Here is an 18,870-nt window from a genome sequence, read left to right on the forward strand (position 1 = left end):
GCTCCAAACAAACAGCATTAGAAACCGCTATTTCTGTCCATTGTCCTGTTCGGCTGCGATATTCCGCCCAAGTTGGAACAGGACGCAGCCATGACCACGTCATCCCTCGAAACCACCGCCAAGGCACTGAACGAGAGGCTCGAAAGCCTGGATCTTGCCGGGCGGCTGGCGCTCGTTGCAAGCCTTGAAGGGCGGGCAGTCTTCACGACCTCGCTCGGCATCGAGGATCAGGTGATTACCGCCGCGATCGGAAAGAACAAGCTTGCCGTCGATGTCGTCACGCTTCAGACCGGTCGTCTCTTCGATGAGACCGCGGCGCTGATCGACAAGACGGAAGAAGCCTACGACATCCTGATCAAGCGCTACCATCCGGAAAAGGCCGACATTGACGCCTATGCGGCGCGCTACGGTCTCAACGGTTTCTATGAAAGCGTCGAAGCGCGACATGCCTGTTGCGACGTGCGCAAGCTGAAGCCGCTTGCGCGCGCACTCGAAGGAGCAAGCTTCTGGGTCACCGGGTTGCGCCGCGGCCAGTCGGGCAACCGTGCCTCCACGCCCTTCGCCGAGGCAGATGCCGAACGCGGCCTGATCAAGATCAATCCGCTGGCCGACTGGGACATCGAGACCATCAACAGCTACGTCGCCACGCACGCCGTTCCGGTCAACCCGCTGCACGCCCGCGGGTATCCGTCGATCGGCTGTGAGCCCTGCACCCGCGCCATCAAGCCCGGCGAGCCCGAGCGCGCCGGCCGCTGGTGGTGGGAGAACGACGAGAAGCGCGAATGTGGTCTGCATGTTCCCGAGGCCGCCGCAAGCTCCAACATCCCCAATTCGAGCAGCGCCGCCTGAGGCTGGCGCGCTCATCCGAAGACAAATCCTCCCGGAGACTGAAATGCCCCACATCCATCCGGAAACGGAACTGCATAATCCGCAGAGTGCCAAGCCGCCGCTCGATCCGCATCTGAAGGCGCTGGAAAACGAAGCGATCCACATCTTCCGCGAAGTGGCCGCCGAGTTCGAGCGCCCGGTCATGCTTTATTCGATCGGCAAGGATTCCTCGGTTCTCTTGCATCTGGCGCGCAAGGCCTTCTATCCCGGCCGCGTTCCCTTCCCGCTGCTGCACGTCAACACCGGCTGGAAATTCGCCGAGATGATCGCGTTCCGCAACGAGATCGTCGAGCGCTACGACCTTGACCTGATCGAACACGTCAATCCGCGCGGTGCCGCCGAGAACGTCACGCCGTTCACCCACGGTTCGGCGCTCTATACGGACATCATGAAGACTGAGGCGCTGCGCCAGGCGCTCGACGCCGGCCAGTTCGATGCTGCCTTCGGCGGCGCGCGTCGCGACGAAGAGGCGAGCCGCGCCAAGGAGCGCATCTACTCCTTCCGCACGCCCGACCACCGCTGGGACCCGCGCAACCAGCGTCCGGAACTCTGGAACGTCTACAACGGCATGATCCGCAAGGGCGAGAGCGTGCGCGCCTTCCCGCTGTCCAACTGGACCGAGGTCGATATCTGGCGCTACATCCAGGCCGAAGACATTCCGATCGTGCCGCTCTACTTTGCTGAAAAGCGCCCGATCGTCGAACGCGACGGCATGATGATCCTCGCCGAAGACTCGCGCCTCGAACTTTTGCCTGGCGAGACCAAGCGCGAAGAAGTCATCCGCTTCCGCACGCTCGGCTGCTTCCCGCTGACCGGCGCCATCCGTTCGACCGCGACGACGCTCGACGACATCATCTCCGAACTCGAAACCGCGACCGTTTCCGAACGCCAGGGCCGCGCCATCGACCGTGACCAATCCGGCTCGATGGAAAAGAAGAAGCGCGAAGGATATTTCTGATGACCGCACCCGCAACCGCGAATGCCGTCGAGCACGTTGCAGCTGGCGAAGTTCTCGCTTTCCCGGCGCAGGAGCCGGCGCGCGCCACCCGTGACAGCCGTCCCCTTCGGCTCATCACCTGCGGCTCGGTCGACGACGGCAAGTCGACACTGATCGGCCGCTTGCTCTGGGACACCAAGGCGGTCAAGGAAGACCAGGCAGCGACGCTTCAGCGCGATTCCAAAGGCAAGCAGAACGATCTTGGCCTTCCCGATTTCGCGCTGCTGCTCGACGGGCTGCAGGCCGAGCGCGAACAGGGCATCACCATTGATGTCGCCTATCGCTACTTCTCGACCGACAAGCGCTCGTTCATCGTCGCCGACACGCCCGGTCATGAGCAATATACCCGCAACATGGCGACCGGCGCCTCGACCGCCGACCTCGCCGTGCTGCTCGTCGACGCCCGCGTCGGACTGCTCGAACAGACCCGCCGGCATGCGACGATCGCGACGCTGATGGGCATCAAGCAGTTCGTGCTGGCGGTCAACAAGATCGACCTCACCGACTACGACCGCGCCCGTTTCGAAGAGATCAGCCACGAGTTCCGCGAGCTGGCGCTGTCGCTTGGCGTGCGCCAGGTCATCGCCATCCCGGTCTCGGCGCTAAAGGGCGAGAACGTCGTCTACGACGGCCGCGCCTCGATGCCCTGGTATGACGGCCCGACGCTGATCGAGGTACTGGAGCTGGCAACCACTCGTTCGGCCCAGACCGTTGGTTTCCGCCTGCCGGTGCAGCGCGTCTCGCGGCCCGGCGAAAGCTTCCGCGGCTATCAGGGCACGGTTGCCGGCGGCTCGGTGAAGCCCGGCGACAGTGTTGTCATCCTGCCCTCGGGCATGGTTGCCAACGTCACCAAGATCGTCACTTTCGATCTCGTGCGCAACGCAGCGGTCGCCGGCGACGCGATCACGCTCGTGCTCGACCGCCAGGTTGACGTCTCGCGCGGCGACATGATCGTCGCGATCGACAGCCAGCCGCTGACCGGTCTTTCCTTCGACGCCCAGCTCGTCGCGCTGCAGGCCGAAGGCATCCAGCCCGGTAAGCGCTACTGGCTGAAGAGTGGCAGCCGACGCCAGCGCGTCCAGGTGCAGCCGGCAAGCCAGCTTGACCTCCAGACCGGTAAGTGGAACCAGGCCGATCAGCTGCCGATGAACGCTATCGGCAAGGTGCATCTCGCCTTCGACGAGCAGGCGATCTTCGACACCTACGAGCAGAACCGCACCACCGGCGCGTTCATCCTGATCGATCCGGACACCAACAACACGGTGGCGGGCGGCATGATCACCGCCAAGCGCTCGGCGCTCGGCGGCATCCACACGGAAGACGCCCGCGTTATCCTTTCGCTGCCGGCCGACCTCGCCGACCAGCTGATGGCGACGGAGCTCTTCGCCGGCCGCCGCGAGGAAGCCGAAGTCCGCCGCGTCTCCGCCGGCAGGGCCGTGGAAATCATCGACGACATCGACGGGTGAGCGACATGACACGCAGCAAAAAGGGGCCGGAGCGGCCCCTTTTTTATTTTGCATGAACGGCTGAGAATCGATGGTGATCGCCGTGGACACCTTTCGAGGGTTTGCCGAGGCGCAACTCCGCGGGCATCCATCAAAGCTGCTGCTCGATCACAGGAAGAGTGATCGTCAACGGCGCGGGATCGGCGTGCTGCCAAAGCTGGTAGCCGACAACGCTGCCAAGAATGGCGGACCAAATGGCGATCTCGCGAAAGGTAAAAATTGGTTCCTTCAACATCTGAGCCTCTCGGGCAAAAACAAGTGTTGATGGAAATATCGCCCCGATTGTTCACACTGATAAGACACCAATCTGCGAACACGTCGTTTCCATGTGAACAATAAACGGCCTGCGTCGGCGCCGCGATCGCCGAGGTCAAGGTTCCGTTGCGGCGTTATCAAGCCGGAGAGGCGTTGCTTCAAAATGAAACAACGCTGGTAATCGCTTCACCATGGCGCAAGCCTCGCGCGATCACGACTATCAATCCAACGCCGCATTCGTAACTTGGCGCGTCGATCATGAGGATCGATAGGGCTGTTTCACCGTTTCCGAACGCCGTGGGACAGTCCGCCTGACCATGGACGAATGAAAGCGGACGCGACGTTCGCCTTCACCCCTCGCCCGGAACATTTGCATCGACGGTCGCGCACCCTGCGGTGGACAGAACCGCTCTGCTCGGCGTATCTGAGCGGCCTTGGCGCAAGAATGCCGAATCAGGGAGACGACAGGGTGAGCACCGACAAGCAACCGGAAACCACCGTAAAGGTCGAGAAACGCATCAACGGCAAATGGTGCTTCGTCATCAAGTTCCGCGGCGTCACCTACCCCGCCCAAGGCAACTTCACGTCGATGCTGGAGGCACAGGCCGCCGCGCAATCCGTGCTGAACGGCCTGGAAAAGCGGGGCTGACCGAGCGCATGGCGGGCGGCGGTGCTATGCGGCCCGCACCGCACCGCCCCTACACAAGTCAAGCGCAGCTACCGAGCAAACGCCGAGAGCCACTGCCACTTCTTTCTGATCGATAGCAGCAGCGTGCGAATGCGCCGGTCGCGATTTGTGATCAGTCGCGCCGAACGCCAGGGCGTCTGTTTCCGGTACTCCAGAAACGTCGCCTTCTCCGGGTGCTCGCATTCTTTCGTGTTCGGCTTGGCGTGAGTGAAGTGCACGATGGAAGCTTGAGAATAGTCTTCCCACCCCTTCTGCGTATTCCAGTGGCCGGGGAGATGAACGAAATTCCCTTCGGTCGTAAGGTTCAGTACGTCCTGATCCAAGAAATCGAACGAACGCGCCTGAAGCAGCCTGGCAATGAGAGCCGTGTAGTCCTGCGCGTTCCAGGCATCGATATCGACCAGCAGGACTCCCGCGTTGAAGTAGGGTGTGTTCGCCTCTCGGCCGAGCGACGGATTGAAACGCGTCGGGTCATCATAGGGAACGGCTGCAACGGCCCTGCCTTCAAACGACAGATCGGCCAGTGGTGCCAGGCTCTTTTTGATCAGCGTGTCAGCGTCCAGGTAGAGCAGACGGTCGTGCCGGTCGGCTAGCAATTCCGGCAGATACAGTCGAGCGTAGGTAGCGCGGCTCCAGTAGCTCGTCGTCTTCAGGCCTGAGATTTTTGAGAGAATGTCGCTTTCGACATCGATGAAGCACAGCTTCCGTTTGGCACAGGCTTGCAGCATTTCCTTGTCGGACGCCCGCAGCCCGTCACCTAGGATAAAGACCTGCGCATCTGGAATGCCACCGTTCTTTTCGAGCGAGTAAAGCATGACACCCGCGAGTTCCGCGAAGCGCCTGTCGATCGAGCATGCAACAATCATTTAAAGTCAATTTCAGCAATGCAACGCGCAGCCACAGGGCCGCATGCAGTGTCCAGGCCAAAAGCAAGATCTCGCTCGACCGGACATACCGGTAGACGCTTTGATTGCTTTCATTTGAAATGGCGTGACCCTCGCCAAGCGAGGGCCACGCTCATGGTGTCGCGCAATATGCGACGGAAGTATCAATGAAATTAATAGGTCATCTCTTACCCGAAAACACGCGGATGCACTGGTGTGCTTCTCTTCATGGCGAATGACTTCGCACACCATGCTTCCGCGTCAAGTGGGCAGAGCAGATAATAGTTGTTTGTCCGCAGAATCTCGCGCAGATCGTGTAAAAGACCTGCGCGCGGCACCTATTCGGTCGCGGACCGGATGATGTTGCAAAGGCCTTCCTGCACCACCTGCTTGGTGGCCACCTGCCCCACCTGAATATCAAACATCGCATCAACCCGCGTGCCTGAACCGCGCTTGCGGGCGACTACTCGCAATGTCTGCAGCCGCCCGGAGCCTGCCGTATCCTGGTAAGCTTCGATGGTTCCGAGTGCCTTGTTGATCTCGATCCCGGAAAAGCCTTCCGCCGCGACGCCCCGCGCCATCCGCTGCAGAGCGGTCTCGGGCTTCAGCTTCGGGAACTCCTGCCAGGTCTTATAGAAAACAGGCGTCACCAGCGGAACGCCGCTCGCCTTGAAATTCTTCTCGCAGCTCTGCGCCGCCGCCACCGAATGGCCGGCCACCAGCAGAACCGTCGCAATGGATAGATGCTTGATCGACATTCGCGTTCCCCGTCGTCCGTGATTGAATGGCGGGAACCTAGAGGCTTCGCCCGCATGCCGACAGAGCAACCCCGTTGCGAATACACCTCTATTCGACCAACGGCTTTTAAGCGGCGACGAACGGCATTTGCGCAGACATTAAGGCACCGGAGTGCAGCGTCGCGAACAGCCATCTTAAACAACCCAAACCGGTTGCGTCACAAAAATGTGCAGCACTGGTTGTGAATCCACCGGCGAGGCTCTAAAGCTGCCTCAAAGGCTCCCTGTAACAGGATTGCGCTCATGAAGCTGGTGACCGGTAACTCCAACCGCGCCCTTGCCGAAGCCATTGCCAGATATCTCAATCTTCCCCTCACGGACTGTACGGTCGGGCGCTTCGCCGACCAGGAAGTCAACGTTCAACTTCACGAGAACGTGCGCGGCGAGGATGTCTATATCCTCCAGTCGACCAGTGCTCCTGCCGACGGCAACCTCATGGAACTGTTGATCCTGACCGATGCGCTGCGCCGTTCGTCTGCGCGCCGGATCACCGCCGTCATCCCCTATTTCGGCTATGCCCGTCAGGACCGCCGCGCCACCGGCCGCACACCGATTTCGGCGAAGCTGGTCGCCAACATGATCGCCGGCGCGGGTGTTAATCGCGTTATGACGCTCGATCTGCATACGGACCAGATTCAGGGCTTTTTCGATATCCCGACCGACAACCTTTATTCGGCGCCGGTGACGACCCGCGACATCAAAGAGCGCTACGACGTCGGGAATCTCATGGTCGTTTCGCCTGACGTCGGCGGCGTGGCGCGGGCTCGCGGCATCGCCAAGCGCACTGGCACCGATCTTGCGATCGTCGACAAGAGGCGCCCCCGCGCCGGCGTGTCGGAGGTCATGAACATCATTGGTGACGTCTTCGGGAAGACCTGCCTCTTGATCGACGACATCATCGATAGCGGCGGGACCTTGATCAATGCGGCTGACGCCTTGCTGGAAGCGGGCGCCAGAGAGGTCTCGGCATACATCACCCACGGCGTGCTTTCCGAGGGGGCTTGCGAGCGTATTGGCGCCAGCAACCTCAGGGAACTGGTGCTGACCGATTCCATTCAAGACACCGAATCGCAACGGCAGACCACCAAGATCCGCCGCGTCACCGTCGCGCCGCTGCTCGGAGAGGCCCTTGCCCGAACCGCGCGAGAGCAAAGCGTTTCAAGCCTTTTCGACTGAACCACGCGAACAGTGCAAAGCCGTTTCGATTGAGCCAGGCGGCGTTTGCCGGTGAGAAAAGACGTAATCCGCCCGCTCATCCGAAAAGACCACAGCGTCACGCGGCGCAAGCTACAAATGCATATAGAAGTGATGATTGAAGCAGTCCGCAGTCGATCCGCGCTTTGGCGCATATTTCGGGAAAGATCGGCTAAGCGGTTGATTTGGCTGGTCGGAGTGGCAAGATTCGAACTTGCGACCCCCACGTCCCGAACGTGGTGCGCTACCAGACTGCGCTACACTCCGTGACCAGCGGCGCCTCTATAGAACAGGCATTTTGATTTCACAAGCGCCTATCTCGAAAAACATTGCGCCTTTTCCAAAAAAATCGTGACGGTGGAAAACGTAGGCGCGAAATGGCCCTGGTCGGCGCCAACGGCGCCCCGGAGATGCGCGTGATAGGGACTTTCTGCAACGCTTCATAATTTCCTGGAACAGGAACCGCTGCGTGCATTTCCTTTCGTCTCTTTTGGCGCTAGAGGCTCAACGGAAAGCGCGGAAAGCCAGGGGATACGGGCTTCCGTGCCATGCCGATTTCAGAACGAGAGCCAAAGGGGCAGAAACATGAACTTCCGCATGATGACGGTGGCGGGCCTCGCGCTCGTGCTCGCCGGCTGCACGACGACCGGGACGGGGATTTCCAGGAATGCAGTCGAAGCCCGTTGGCTCGGCCAGCCGGCCGGCGGCTTCTTCGCCCAGTACGGTCCGCCGATCTCCGACGTCGAAAGCGGCAGCTCCACGGTCTATAGCTGGAAGGGCGGCTACAAGACCCGCAAGATCCCGGCGCAGTACGAAACCACCAAGGACGGCAAGCGCGGCAAGCGCATTTCCTCGGCGCGCACCGAGTATCTGAGCTGCGCGGTGCAACTGACCGTCTCGTCCGACTACGTCATCCGCTCGATCCACATTGCCGGCGACCGCAAGCGTGCCGAAGGTCCGAGCTGGTGCGAAGAGTTCCTCGGCGCCCCGGCCCAGACCAAGCCGGCGGCAACTGCAGGCTAAACCAACAAACAAAAAACCCGCCGGTGAAAATCGGCGGGTTTTTTCTAGGGGATTGCATCGAACTCAGCCGGCGCTGTTGTCCTCGACGGGCGCGTCGGGACCGTTCTTCTTGATCGAGTCGATGGCGTTCTGCGCGCTGGCCTTGGTCTTGTAGCCCTCGGTCGAGAACATCACTTCGGTGTTGTACTTGAAGCGAACACGGAACTCGCCAGCCTTGTCTTTGTAGATTTCGAATTTGTGAGCCATCTTCTCCCTCACACATGTTGGAATCAACGAAACTAGCGTGTCAGTTGCAAGATGACTTGACAAGAGTGCATGCAAATCCGGCGCGCGCGATCGCCCGCCCAATGGATCAACTGCCTGGAAAAATGTGGCTGGGGCGCCAGGATTCGAACCTGGGAATGCCGGTACCAAAAACCGGTGCCTTACCGCTTGGCGACGCCCCAACGGATTGACGGGACAATACGTCCGCCAAATCGAGCGCCTGATTATCAAAGCTCGCCGCCCGTCACAATCACTAAGTTGGCACTAAGTTGAATTTTCGGCGGATTTGTTGGCGACGACGCCGAAGGGCGCTCGCCGTGGGTACCGGATGTACCCTTCCCTTCGCTGACCGCACCTCCTATTGTCCCGGCAGATGGAGAATTTCATGAGCCAGTTTCGCGCCCGCCCCCCTGCCGTTCCAACCGTACTCGTCGACGACACGGTCGTCAGGATCACCCGTTGGGATTTCGAGCCCGGCGCCGACACCGGTCACCATGTGCACGGGCTCGGCTATGTGGTGGTGCCGATGACCGACTGCCAGTTCCTGCTCGAGGAAGAGACGGGCAGCCGGCGGGTCGATATCGCCAAGGGTGCCGCCTACCGCCGTGAGGCGGGCATGGCGCACAACGTCGTCAATGCCGGCAAAGAGCCGATGTCGTTCATCGAGATCGAATACAAGTGAAATCCAGGAAGAGACGCATGCAGGGCCCGGACTTCGATCTCGATTTCAAGCCGGCCCATGGCGAGGCCGTGACGGTTGCGGACGATGTGCAGCGCATCACGGTCAACAATCCCGGCCCTTTCACCTTTCACGGAACCAACAGCTATATCGTCGGAAGACGTTCCGTTGCCGTCATCGATCCCGGCCCCGATGACGAGGCGCATTTCCAGGCGCTGATGGCGGCGCTCGCCGGCCGTGAGGTCACCCATATCGCCGTCAGCCACACGCATCGCGACCACTCGCCGCTGGCGTGCCGGCTGAAGGCTGCCACAGGTGCGGTGATCGTCGGCGAAGGCCCGCATCGCTCCGCCCGTCCCTTGCATGCGGGCGAGAGCAATCCTTTCGCCGAGAGTTCCGACATGGAGTTCGTCCCCGATCTCGGGCTTGCCGACGGCGGGCGCATCGAGGGCGACGGCTGGAGCCTGACGGGGCTTACGACGCCCGGCCATACGGCCAACCACATGGCCTTCGCGCTCGATGGCACCGGCATTCTCTTTTCCGCCGACCACGTCATGGCCTGGGCGACGACGATCGTCGCGCCGCCCGATGGCGCCATGGCCGATTACATGGCCTCGCTCGAAAAGCTGCTTTCCCGCGACGAGCATCTCTACCTGCCCGGCCATGGCGGACCTGTGATCGAGCCTGCCTCCTTCCTTCGCGGCCTGCGCGCCCACCGCAAGATGCGCGAGCGTGCCGTGCTCGAACGCATCCGCGTCGGCGACAGCCATATCCCTGACATGGTCAAGGTCATCTATGCGTCCACCGACGTGCGGCTGCATGGGGCGGCGGCACTTTCGGTGCTCGCCCATCTCGAAGACCTGATCGAACAGGGACGGATCGAAACCGATGGCCCGCCCTCGCTTCTCGGCGCCTACCGGCTGGCGCCCGGCGGAGCGGGCTGATCATGCGGCGCGAGGCCTACAGCTATCGCAATGATGCTTCCGTGCCCACCTTTGCCGACGACAAGCCGGTGATCGTCTTCGACGGCGAATGCATCTTTTGTTCCGGCTGGGTGCGCTTTCTGCTTCGCCACGACCGACGGGCGCAATATCGCTATTTGACAGCACAGTCGCCGCTAGGCCAAGCGCTCTACCGGCACTACGGGCTCGATACCGTCCATTTCGAGAGCAACATGCTGATCGAGGACGGCATCGCCCGCGTCAAATCCGACGGATCGATCCGCACGCTTGCGCGACTGGGTCTGCCGTGGTCGCTCGCCAACATCTGCCGGATCCTACCCGCTGTCCTTCGCGATCCGCTCTATGATCTCGTGGCGAGAAACCGCTACCGCATCGCCGGCCGCCGCCAGAGCTGCATGGTGCCGACGCCTGAGGAGCGTGGGCGCTTCATCGCATGACGATGGAAGACATGGTCCAAAAACAGAGCCTTTACCGCCAGATCCTCGGCCGGCAATGGAACCACCTGCCCGCGTCGATCCGCGCCCTGCACGACCTATCAGAGGGACATGCCACCTTTCGCGGACGTGCGGTCATCGAGCGCGGCAGCTCGATAGGGGCTCGGCTCGTCGCCTCCATGCTCGGCTTTCCCGGCGCAGGCGCTGACGTCCCTGTTGAAATCCACTTCGCATGCAGCAATGGTCGGGAAGTCTGGACCCGACGCTTCGGTGGGAAAGTCCTGCGCAGCTCGCAACGAAAGGCCGAGAGGCAGAACGAACCACTGCTCGCGGAAGATTTCGGACCGTTCCGTGTCCTGTGCGCGCTTGAGCCCGCCGAAAACCGCCTGCATCTCTTGGTTCGCGCCTGGTCCTTCCTCGGCCTTCCGCTTCCTTTACTGCTTGCGCCGGGTGGCCGGACGTTCGAGGAGGATCGTGACGGCCTGTTTCATTTCCACGTGGAGGTCGCAAGCCCGTTGACCAGCCTGATCGTGCGTTATCGCGGCTGGCTACGGCCAGCGGGCGAGCCGACAGCCGACTTGGGTGGTCGCAAAGCCCTCGTAGACGAATGACGTTTTCTGGCGGGCACTCCGCCGATCAGTCGCCGGCAATGCCCAACAGCTCGGCATCGAGCGCCCGCAGGAATTGATCGGCGAAGGCGGCGCCCATGCCGAGATCATGAGGCCCGTAACGCGAGGCGACGCGCAGGTCGACGAAGGTGGTCTCCGCCTCTTCGCGCAGCCGGATCAATACATCGAAACGAAAACCCGCGATCAGCGTGCGCCACTCGCCCTGCAGCACGACATCGCTGGCGCGGCGCCCTGCAATCGCGCCTTCGAGAGCCATCTCCGGGCGCGCCGCCGGAACGGGTACATTTTCCGGTTCGGCGTTCGTATCCGCGCCCGCATTCGGCCGTACTGCCAGATCCTCCAGATCGGCGCGGGCGTTCTCGACACCAAGTTCTTCGGTGATGCCGACGCGGCTCTGTTCGATGACGTTGCGCACCCCCTGATAGACGCGGTCGAGTGCGCCATCGTAGCGCCGGCCGGTCAGAGCCGGATAGGCGAGGATCTGCGCTTCACGGTCCTGAGGCGTTACCGCCGCCTTGCGCTTCAGCCAGCTCTCTTCCGCCTGCGGCACCTTGAGCCACGGCGGCGGCGTCACCGTATCCGTGCTGACGTCGTAGATTTCCGGGCGGGTGAGATACTGGACGACGCCATAGCCGATAAAGCCGAGCGTCGGCGCGGCGTAGACAAGCGCCGCAGCAGACGCCAGGCCACCAATCGCCGCAACCTGCCACAAGCGCGCCAACCCGACGACGGCAAACAGCACGCCCAACAGCGCAAAGGCGCCGGCGAGGCCGACAAGGGCGAGGAAATGCGGTGTCGTCAGCGGACCGAAGCGGTGCGCCAGCAGCGAGAGCGCAAAAAGCAGGAACGAGACACGGGCGAAGCGGCGCGCCCAGTGGGCGGCAAAGGAATAGGGGCGCTCGTACCGGACCATCATATAGTTGAATCAATTCCCTGCCGCGAAACAGACCGCATTCTTAGACCATGCCCCGTGCCGAGGGAACAGGCAATGCGGCAGTCCGCCACCGCGCTCCGGGCCTACCTTACAGTTCGCCGCAAAATCGCCATTCTCGTTAACCACCTATCAACACATGGGAATGTGCCCGCGCGCCCGGGATTCAAAGGGCACGCGGAGTTTCAATCGGAGGCAACGGCCAGCGCGCAACATCAATCGAGGGCGCTCGGCAATCGACGGAGAACCGACATGGGCGCATCGCAAGCAGCCGTGGCCATCGCCACCCCCTCTGCCCTACCCGCCGGAGACGGCGGCATCCCCATGGGGCTCCTTGAGCTCGAACTCTCCCTCGATGGTTTCTCCGGCAACAATGCCGATTTCACCAGCTTCGTCCGCACGGTTGCTGACAACGTCGGCGGTGAGTTTCTGTTTGCCCTGCCCGCTTCTGATCTGATCGAAGACTGCCGCAGCATTGCCGTGCTCCGTCTGGCTGATGCCGGAGGCGACGCTTCGATCCTGTTTGCCTGCCTCGACGAACAAGGCCGAGCCGTCCGTATCGAACATCCGCGCGACACCACGCGCGACCTCGAGCGCTTCGCCGAATCCTTTGTCGGCGTGCTCGAACGCATGTAGCACTGCAGGCCTCTCACAGGGACAACTCCAACCACATCCCTGGGCGAGGCAGCAAGCGACGGTGAATGCGTTTTGGCAGCGGATTACGCGCAATCGGACCATCGCGCAGGGATCACACCCCGACACCCCTCCGGAACAGGCTCACACACACACGTCAACGACGGGTGTGAGGTGCCCTCGCCTACAACCGCGACATGGCACAGAATTGGCATCGTTCGTTTCGATTCTCGATACAAGTCCCTATATTGATTGTGATTCGAGGCGTTGAGTGGTGTGCCGCTCGATTGCTCACGGCGAGACGCAGACCGGTACGGCCTCACACGACCCGGTTGCGCCCAGGAGGCGCGAGAACCATGATGAAACGACTGTCCATCCTTATCGCAGCCGCGCTTCTCTTGACGGCATGCCAGACGATGACGCCGGAGGAACGGCGCATCGCCGACGGCAACACCTGCGCGTCCTACGGCTTCCGCCGCGGCACCGATGCGTTTGCCACCTGCCTGCAGCGGATCGAACTCGACCGCCGCGCCGAATCGCGCGCATTCCGCTACCAGAACGACATGATGATGTGGGGCTGGGACCGGCCGGTCATCGTCTCACGACCGGTGATCGTCCAGGCCAGGTAAAGCGGATCATGCCGAGCCAACGCCGCTTGGGCGGCGTTGGCGATAGACGTTACCCCTTGCCGTTGATCGCGGCCTGGGCCGCGGCGAGCCGGGCGATCGGCACGCGGAAGGGTGAACAGGAGACGTAGTCGAGGCCGGCGTCCTCGCAGAAGCGGATCGAGGCCGGATCCCCGCCGTGTTCGCCGCAGATGCCGAGTTTCAGACCGTTCTTGGTGCGACGACCACGCTCGGCTGCGATCTGGATCAGTTCGCCGACGCCGTCGAAATCGAGCGAGACAAAGGGGTCCTGCTCGATGATGCCCTTCTGCTGGTAGGTCGCCAGGAACTGCGAGGCGTCGTCGCGCGAGATGCCGAAGGTCGTCTGCGTCAGGTCGTTGGTGCCGAAGGAGAAGAAGTCGGCCGATTCGGCGATGACGCCGGCGCGCAGGGCTGCACGCGGCAATTCGATCATGGTACCGACGAGATAGTCGATGTCGATACCCGCCTCACCGATCACCTCCTTGGCGACCGCATCGATGCGCGCCTTGACGTAATCGAGCTCTGCCTTGAGGCCGACAAGCGGCACCATGATTTCGGGAACGACGGCCGCTCCGGTCTCGTGCGCCGCTTCAACGGCGGCTTCGAAGATGGCACGCGCCTGCATCTCGGCGATCTCCGGATAGGAGATGGCCAGCCGGCAACCACGGTGGCCGAGCATCGGATTGAATTCGTGCAGTTCGCCGACGCGCTGGCGCAGTTCCGACGGATCGAGCGAGAGCGCGCCGGCAACGTCGGCGATCTCCTCGTCGGTCTTCGGCAGGAACTCGTGCAGAGGCGGGTCGAGCAGGCGGATCGTTACCGGAAGGCCGTGCATGATCGAGAACAGCTCGGCGAAATCCGAGCGCTGCATCGGCAGAAGCTTGGCGAGCGCTGACCGGCGACCTTCTTCGTCGTCGGCGAGGATCATTTCGCGCATGACATTGATGCGGTCGTCCTCGAAGAACATGTGTTCCGTGCGGCAGAGTCCGATGCCTTCGGCGCCGAAGGAGCGAGCGGCGCGCGCGTCCGCCGGCGTTTCGGCATTGGTCCTGACGGTCATCCGGCGGGTGGCGTCCGCCCAGGCCATGATCTTGCCGAAGTCCCCGGAAAGTTCCGGTTGCAGCATGGCGATCGCGCCCTTCAGCACCTGGCCGGACGAGCCGTCGATGGTGATGACGTCACCCTTCCTGAGCGTCACGCCTCCGGCGGTCAGCGTTTCGTTGCGAAGGTCGACACGAATGCTGCCGGCGCCGGAAACACAAGGGGTACCCATGCCGCGGGCAACCACGGCGGCGTGGCTGGTCATGCCGCCGCGGGTCGTCAGAATGCCTTCGGCGGCATGCATGCCGTGGATATCTTCAGGGCTGGTCTCGACGCGGACGAGGATGACCTTGCGGCCTTCCTTGTCGGCCTGCACCGCTTCCTCCGAGGTAAAGACGATCTCGCCCGTCGCAGCCCCCGGCGAGGCCGGAAGGCCCGAGCCGATGATGTCGCGGCGCGCATGCGGATCGATCGTCGGGTGCAGCAGCTGGTCGAGCGAGGCGGGATCGATGCGGGCAACGGCCTCCTGTTCGGAGATCAGCCCCTCCTCCGCCATATCAACCGCGACCTTCAGCGCCGCCTTGGCGGTGCGCTTGCCGGAGCGCGTCTGCAGCATCCAGAGCGTGCCGCGCTCGATGGTGAATTCCAGATCCTGCATATCGCGATAGTGGCGTTCGAGCGTATCGCAGATCGAGCGAAACTCGGCGAAGGCCTCCGGCATCAGCTTTTCGAGCGAGGGCTTGTCGGAGCCGGAGCCAAGGCGCGCCGCTTCGGTAATGTTCTGCGGCGTGCGGATGCCGGCAACGACGTCCTCGCCCTGTGCATTGACCAGAAACTCGCCGTAAAGCTCGTTCTCGCCGGTCGAGGGGTTGCGGGTGAAGGCAACGCCAGTCGCCGACGAATTGCCGAGATTGCCGAAGACCATCGCCTGGACGTTAACGGCGGTGCCCCAGGCGGCGGGGATGGCGTGCAGGTGGCGATAGGTGATCGCCCGCGGGTTCATCCAGCTCGAAAACACGGCGCCGATCGCGCCCCAGAGCTGCACTTCCGGATCCTGCGGAAAGGGTTCGCCCAGCGCTTCCTCGATCGCTTCCTTGTAACGGGCAATGACGCTCTGCCACTCCACCGCCGAAAGCTCGGTATCCTGCTCATGGCCGAGGCGCGCCTTCTCGTCCTCGAGGATTTCCTCAAAGACGTCGTGGTCGACGCCCATGACGACGTCGCCATACATCTGGATGAAGCGACGATAGCTGTCCCAGGCAAAACGGGCATCACCGGCGTCATGGCCAAGCGCATGTACCGACTGATCGTTGAGACCGAGGTTGAGAACCGTGTCCATCATGCCGGGCATGGACGCGCGCGCGCCTGAGCGAACCGAAAGCAGCAGCGGACGGGAGGTGTCGCCGAAGACGCGGCCGGTCACCTCTTCCATCCGGCTGATCCCCTCGCGCACCTGGTCGCGCAGGCCATCCGGCATCTGCCTGTCATTGTCGAAGAAGCTGTTGCAGGCATCGGTGATGATCGTCAGGCCTGGCGGAACCGGCAGGCCGAGGTTGCACATCTCGGCAAGGTTGGCGCCCTTGCCACCCAAGCGCTCACGATCACCCGCACGTCCCTCGGCCTTGCCCCCACCGAAGGTGTAAACCCATTTCGTCATGCCTGCTCTCCACCCAGAAACAGTCTTTAATGACGATTTACAGTATATGCTTCAGGCTGAAAATGCACCCGGCGAAGATTTATGCTGCAGCGCATCATTTTCTGTAACATTGCTACACATCGCGCTTGACCTCCCACAAATCGTGTCGATGGCTTTAAATTGCAGCCGAAATTCCTGAAAAGGCTGCGCCAGGCGGCCCGATCCGACATTGCCCGCAACATAACAATTATCTAATATACAGATGTGCGATGGGGGTGCATCCAGGAATATCCCGTCATGGCAATCCGTTTCCGTCTCGATGGCTCGGAGGGTCGGTCATGAGGTGGCGTGCAAATCTGACAACCTGGCTCCTTTCGGCGGCGCTCATGGTCCTTTTCACCATGGGAAACGCCTTTGCCGAAGGAAACGGCAAGCGGCTGGCGCTCGTCGTCGGCATGAGCAACTACGTGCTCGCTGGAACGCTGCCCAATGCTTCACGCGATGCAGAAGCCTTCAACACTTTTCTCAAGGACCAGGGCTTCGAAACGAACCTCGTGCTCAACGCCGATCGCCGCGGCCTTGCCGGTGCACTTTCAAACTTCTCGCGCAAGATCGGGCCTGACGATACCGCCCTGTTTTACTACGCCGGCCACGGCATGCAGTTGCACGGCGAGAATTTCCTTGTTGGCACCGATGCCAAGCTCGAAAGCGAGTTCGACGTGCCGGCCGAGACCGTGGCGCTGTCCGAGATCGTCGGCGCGATGGAAAAACGTGCCCGCATCTCGATGGTCTTCCTCGATGCCTGCCGCAACAATCCGCTCGCCGAGCGGCTAACACGCGAAGTCGAAGGTGCGACCCGCGGTGCGGCGACCCGCGGGCTAGCGCCGATCGAAACGCAGGGCGGCGGCACGCTCGTCGCCTTTGCCGCAGCCCCCGGACAGGTCGCCGCCGACGGCACCGACGGGCATTCGCCCTTTACGCGGGCGCTGATCGCCAATCTCTCGGGCGCCGGCCTCGAAGTCGGCACCGCCTTCAAGCGGGTCGTGCGTGACGTGCGCAAGGAGACGCAGGGCAAGCAGCAGCCGCAGATCCTGTCATCCCTGTCGCTGGAGTTCTACTTCGGGCCGGAAACCGCAGCGCCCCAGACGACCCCGGCGGCACAAACCCCGGCGGTACAGACGGCCATGCCGCAGACTGCGGCGGTTCAGCCGGTGCAGCCGGCACTCACTGTGCCGGCCATGGATCCCGAAGCGCTTGAGGCAGAGAAGGACTTCAAAAAGGCGCTGAAGATCGGAACGGCGCGCATCTGGCACTTCTTCGTCGAAAAACACCGCACCGGCGAATATGCCGACCTCGGACGCCAGGCGCTGGCGCAGATCGAACCCGCCGCCGTGCGCAACCAGTCGCATCTGCCTCAGTCCGTCGAAGCGCGGCTATTGCCGGACAAGGACAAGCGACGAAACGTCCAGGTGGCACTCGCCTCGCGCGGATTTGCGGCGGGCACGGCCGATGGTGTTTTCGGTGGACAGACGCGCGAAGCGATCAAGCGGTTCCAGAGCACCAACCAGCAGCCAGCAAGCGGCTTCATCACAGAGCGCACGGCAGAGGCCCTCGGCATCAAAGTCAACGACAGAGCCGAGGGCTTGTACAGCACGCCCAAGGCCCGACGCTATGATGTTGCCAACCTCGAGGGGCTAGAGACCGATCAAACCGTCCTGCGGGCGCTGACCTGCCTGCGCCACTTCGAAACCGTATATGGCGTGTTCGAAGGGCACCTCTATGTCGCAGTGCGGACGGGAATAATTTTGGCCGTTTATGCGCGGGGGATCGCCGGCGGTTGCGGAGCGCACCTCGCGTCGATTTCGTCTCAAGAGGAGAACGCCTTCGTCGCATCGCTTTTCAACGCCGATCAGACCTTTTTCAACACCGGCTACGACCCCTCAGGCAATGTCAGCTACAAGATGGGCCCCTGGATCGGCCTGACGCAGGACCCACAGGGCAAGGAGCCCAGAGGCGGCTGGCGCTGGGACACCGGCGCGCCCCTGACCTACACGAAATGGTTCCAGGACATGCCGAACGAAGGCAAGAAGGGCGACGATATCGGCATGTACTACGCCCATCGCAACGGCAGAGCCGACACGAAATCCGTCTACGTCGATAGCTGGGACGATATGGGGCCAACCGATGGAACGGGCGGTCTGATCCTCGAATTCGAGTGACCGCTTGGGGCAATTCAACACCTGCACGGCTGAGTCAATCATAAGCAGGAGGCAAGGTCATGAACTGGCGTGTGAAGCTGCTATGGCTGGTTCTTTGCGCTCTGATCGTGCCCTTCACCACAGGGAATGCCCCCGCCGAAGGAAACGGCAAGCGGCTGGCGCTCGTCATCGGCATGAGCAACTATGTGCTTGCGGGAACCCTGCCCAACGCCTCGCGCGACGCTGAAGCGTTCAATGTCTTTCTCAAAGGCCAGGGTTTTGAAACCGACTTGATCCTCAACGCCGATCGCCGTGGTCTTGCCGGCGCACTTTCAAACTTCTCGCGCAAGATCGGGCCTGACGATGTCGCCCTGTTTTACTACGCCGGCCACGGCATGCAGTTGCGCGGCGAGAATTTCCTTGTTGGCACCGACGCACGGCTCGAAAGCGAGTTTGACTGCGGGTTTCAGAAAGTACGGGACAAGGATTTCAGTAAGTCGCGGACACCGATTTCAGTAAGTACGGGACAGCGATTTCACTAAGTCGCGGACAGGCATAGGCGGCGGATTTAGATCGATTTTCGTA

Annotated in this window: 20 protein-coding genes and 2 tRNA genes; 15 read left to right on the top strand and 7 right to left on the bottom strand. The window is 62.0% G+C overall.

The annotated features are described in order from the left end of the window. Positions 1-90 precede the first annotated feature (90 nt). From IB262_RS07105 to IB262_RS07125, 5 genes are all read left to right on the top strand, one after another. A complete protein-coding gene (locus tag IB262_RS07105) occupies positions 91-849 on the top strand; it encodes a phosphoadenylyl-sulfate reductase (RefSeq protein WP_112975919.1) in 759 nt (252 codons plus the stop codon). A gap of 43 nt (positions 850-892) precedes the next feature. Then, positions 893-1,846 carry a sulfate adenylyltransferase subunit CysD gene (gene cysD / locus IB262_RS07110; protein ID WP_112975880.1) on the top strand — a complete coding sequence of 318 codons (954 nt, stop codon included), beginning with the start codon at positions 893-895 and terminating at the stop codon, positions 1,844-1,846. Continuing rightward, entirely contained in the window at positions 1,846-3,351 is a 1,506-nt protein-coding gene (cysN, locus tag IB262_RS07115) for a sulfate adenylyltransferase subunit CysN (RefSeq protein ID WP_034789186.1), read from the top strand. The genes cysD and cysN overlap by 1 nt, the downstream gene beginning before the upstream one ends. A 70-nt stretch (positions 3,352-3,421) precedes the next feature. Then, positions 3,422-3,655: a hypothetical protein gene (locus IB262_RS07120; protein ID WP_162728763.1), complete on the top strand. Its 234-nt coding sequence runs from the start codon at positions 3,422-3,424 to the stop codon at positions 3,653-3,655. Between the two features lie 459 nt (positions 3,656-4,114). Next, positions 4,115-4,294, top strand: coding sequence for a hypothetical protein (locus IB262_RS07125; protein ID WP_034789185.1), 180 nt, complete (start codon positions 4,115-4,117; stop codon positions 4,292-4,294). Between the two features lie 68 nt (positions 4,295-4,362). Here the strand turns inward: IB262_RS07125 and IB262_RS07130 are convergent, their stop codons facing one another. Together IB262_RS07130 and IB262_RS07135 are read right to left on the bottom strand one after the other, a co-directional pair. Further along, positions 4,363-5,199, bottom strand: a complete 837-nt coding sequence (locus IB262_RS07130) for a glycosyltransferase family 8 protein (protein ID WP_112975879.1) — start codon at positions 5,197-5,199, stop codon at positions 4,363-4,365. Between the two features lie 356 nt (positions 5,200-5,555). After that, positions 5,556-5,969 carry a hypothetical protein gene (locus IB262_RS07135; RefSeq protein ID WP_034789415.1) on the bottom strand — a complete coding sequence of 138 codons (414 nt, stop codon included), beginning with the start codon at positions 5,967-5,969 and terminating at the stop codon, positions 5,556-5,558. Between the two features lie 288 nt (positions 5,970-6,257). Here IB262_RS07135 and IB262_RS07140 point away from each other — a divergent pair, with 288 nt between their 5' ends. Beyond that, a complete protein-coding gene (locus tag IB262_RS07140; RefSeq protein WP_112975878.1) occupies positions 6,258-7,190 on the top strand; it encodes a ribose-phosphate pyrophosphokinase in 933 nt (310 codons plus the stop codon). A gap of 208 nt (positions 7,191-7,398) precedes the next feature. On the opposite strand, the gene IB262_RS07145 is transcribed toward IB262_RS07140, so the two are convergent. Further along, positions 7,399-7,475, bottom strand: a tRNA-Pro gene (locus IB262_RS07145). Positions 7,476-7,793: 318 nt separating this feature from the next. Here IB262_RS07145 and IB262_RS07150 point away from each other — a divergent pair. Next, complete coding sequence (locus IB262_RS07150) at positions 7,794-8,231, top strand: hypothetical protein (protein ID WP_034801335.1); 438 nt, start codon at positions 7,794-7,796, stop codon at positions 8,229-8,231. A 63-nt stretch (positions 8,232-8,294) separates the two neighbouring features. Here the strand turns inward: IB262_RS07150 and IB262_RS07155 are convergent, their stop codons facing one another. Then, entirely contained in the window at positions 8,295-8,477 is a 183-nt protein-coding gene (locus IB262_RS07155) for a YegP family protein (protein ID WP_192493488.1), read from the bottom strand. A gap of 125 nt (positions 8,478-8,602) precedes the next feature. Continuing rightward, positions 8,603-8,677: transfer RNA gene (locus IB262_RS07160), tRNA-Gln, on the bottom strand. Positions 8,678-8,880: 203 nt separating this feature from the next. On the opposite strand from IB262_RS07160, the gene IB262_RS07165 reads away from it, so the two are divergent. The 4 genes from IB262_RS07165 to IB262_RS07180 are packed head-to-tail and all read left to right on the top strand — an operon-like array spanning position 8,881 to position 11,181. Further along, a complete protein-coding gene (locus tag IB262_RS07165; protein ID WP_112975877.1) occupies positions 8,881-9,177 on the top strand; it encodes a cupin domain-containing protein in 297 nt (98 codons plus the stop codon). A 17-nt stretch (positions 9,178-9,194) separates the two neighbouring features. After that, positions 9,195-10,118, top strand: a complete 924-nt coding sequence (locus tag IB262_RS07170) for an MBL fold metallo-hydrolase (protein ID WP_112975876.1) — start codon at positions 9,195-9,197, stop codon at positions 10,116-10,118. Between the two features lie 2 nt (positions 10,119-10,120). Then, on the top strand, positions 10,121-10,573 hold the full coding sequence (locus IB262_RS07175) for a thiol-disulfide oxidoreductase DCC family protein (protein WP_089045184.1): 453 nt from the start codon (positions 10,121-10,123) through the stop codon (positions 10,571-10,573). Between the two features lie 11 nt (positions 10,574-10,584). Beyond that, a complete protein-coding gene (locus tag IB262_RS07180; RefSeq protein ID WP_162251808.1) occupies positions 10,585-11,181 on the top strand; it encodes a DUF4166 domain-containing protein in 597 nt (198 codons plus the stop codon). Between the two features lie 25 nt (positions 11,182-11,206). Here IB262_RS07180 and IB262_RS07185 read toward each other — a convergent pair whose 3' ends face one another. After that, the gene (locus IB262_RS07185; protein ID WP_034801322.1) at positions 11,207-12,115 is read right to left on the bottom strand and encodes a DUF1499 domain-containing protein; all 909 of its coding nucleotides are present in this window, start codon (positions 12,113-12,115) and stop codon (positions 11,207-11,209) included. 267 nt (positions 12,116-12,382) lie between these two features. Here IB262_RS07185 and IB262_RS07190 point away from each other — a divergent pair, with 267 nt between their 5' ends. Both IB262_RS07190 and IB262_RS07195 read left to right on the top strand, forming a co-directional pair. Next, complete coding sequence (locus IB262_RS07190; RefSeq protein ID WP_112975875.1) at positions 12,383-12,766, top strand: hypothetical protein; 384 nt, start codon at positions 12,383-12,385, stop codon at positions 12,764-12,766. A 353-nt stretch (positions 12,767-13,119) separates the two neighbouring features. Beyond that, positions 13,120-13,392 (top strand): hypothetical protein, encoded by a 273-nt coding sequence (locus IB262_RS07195; RefSeq protein ID WP_034801317.1) that lies wholly within the window; start codon positions 13,120-13,122, stop codon positions 13,390-13,392. Between the two features lie 49 nt (positions 13,393-13,441). Here the strand turns inward: IB262_RS07195 and ppdK are convergent, their stop codons facing one another. Next, entirely contained in the window at positions 13,442-16,108 is a 2,667-nt protein-coding gene (gene ppdK, locus IB262_RS07200; RefSeq protein WP_112975874.1) for a pyruvate, phosphate dikinase, read from the bottom strand. A gap of 317 nt (positions 16,109-16,425) precedes the next feature. Here ppdK and IB262_RS07205 point away from each other — a divergent pair, with 317 nt between their 5' ends. Then, positions 16,426-18,306: a caspase family protein gene (locus IB262_RS07205; protein WP_162728762.1), complete on the top strand. Its 1,881-nt coding sequence runs from the start codon at positions 16,426-16,428 to the stop codon at positions 18,304-18,306. A gap of 59 nt (positions 18,307-18,365) precedes the next feature. Next, complete coding sequence (locus tag IB262_RS07210; RefSeq protein ID WP_192493489.1) at positions 18,366-18,827, top strand: caspase family protein; 462 nt, start codon at positions 18,366-18,368, stop codon at positions 18,825-18,827. Positions 18,828-18,870 lie beyond the last annotated feature (43 nt).

The sequence above is a fragment of the Ensifer sp. ENS02 genome, assembly GCF_014851885.1.
GTDB classification, from domain to species: domain Bacteria; phylum Pseudomonadota; class Alphaproteobacteria; order Rhizobiales; family Rhizobiaceae; genus Ensifer; species Ensifer adhaerens.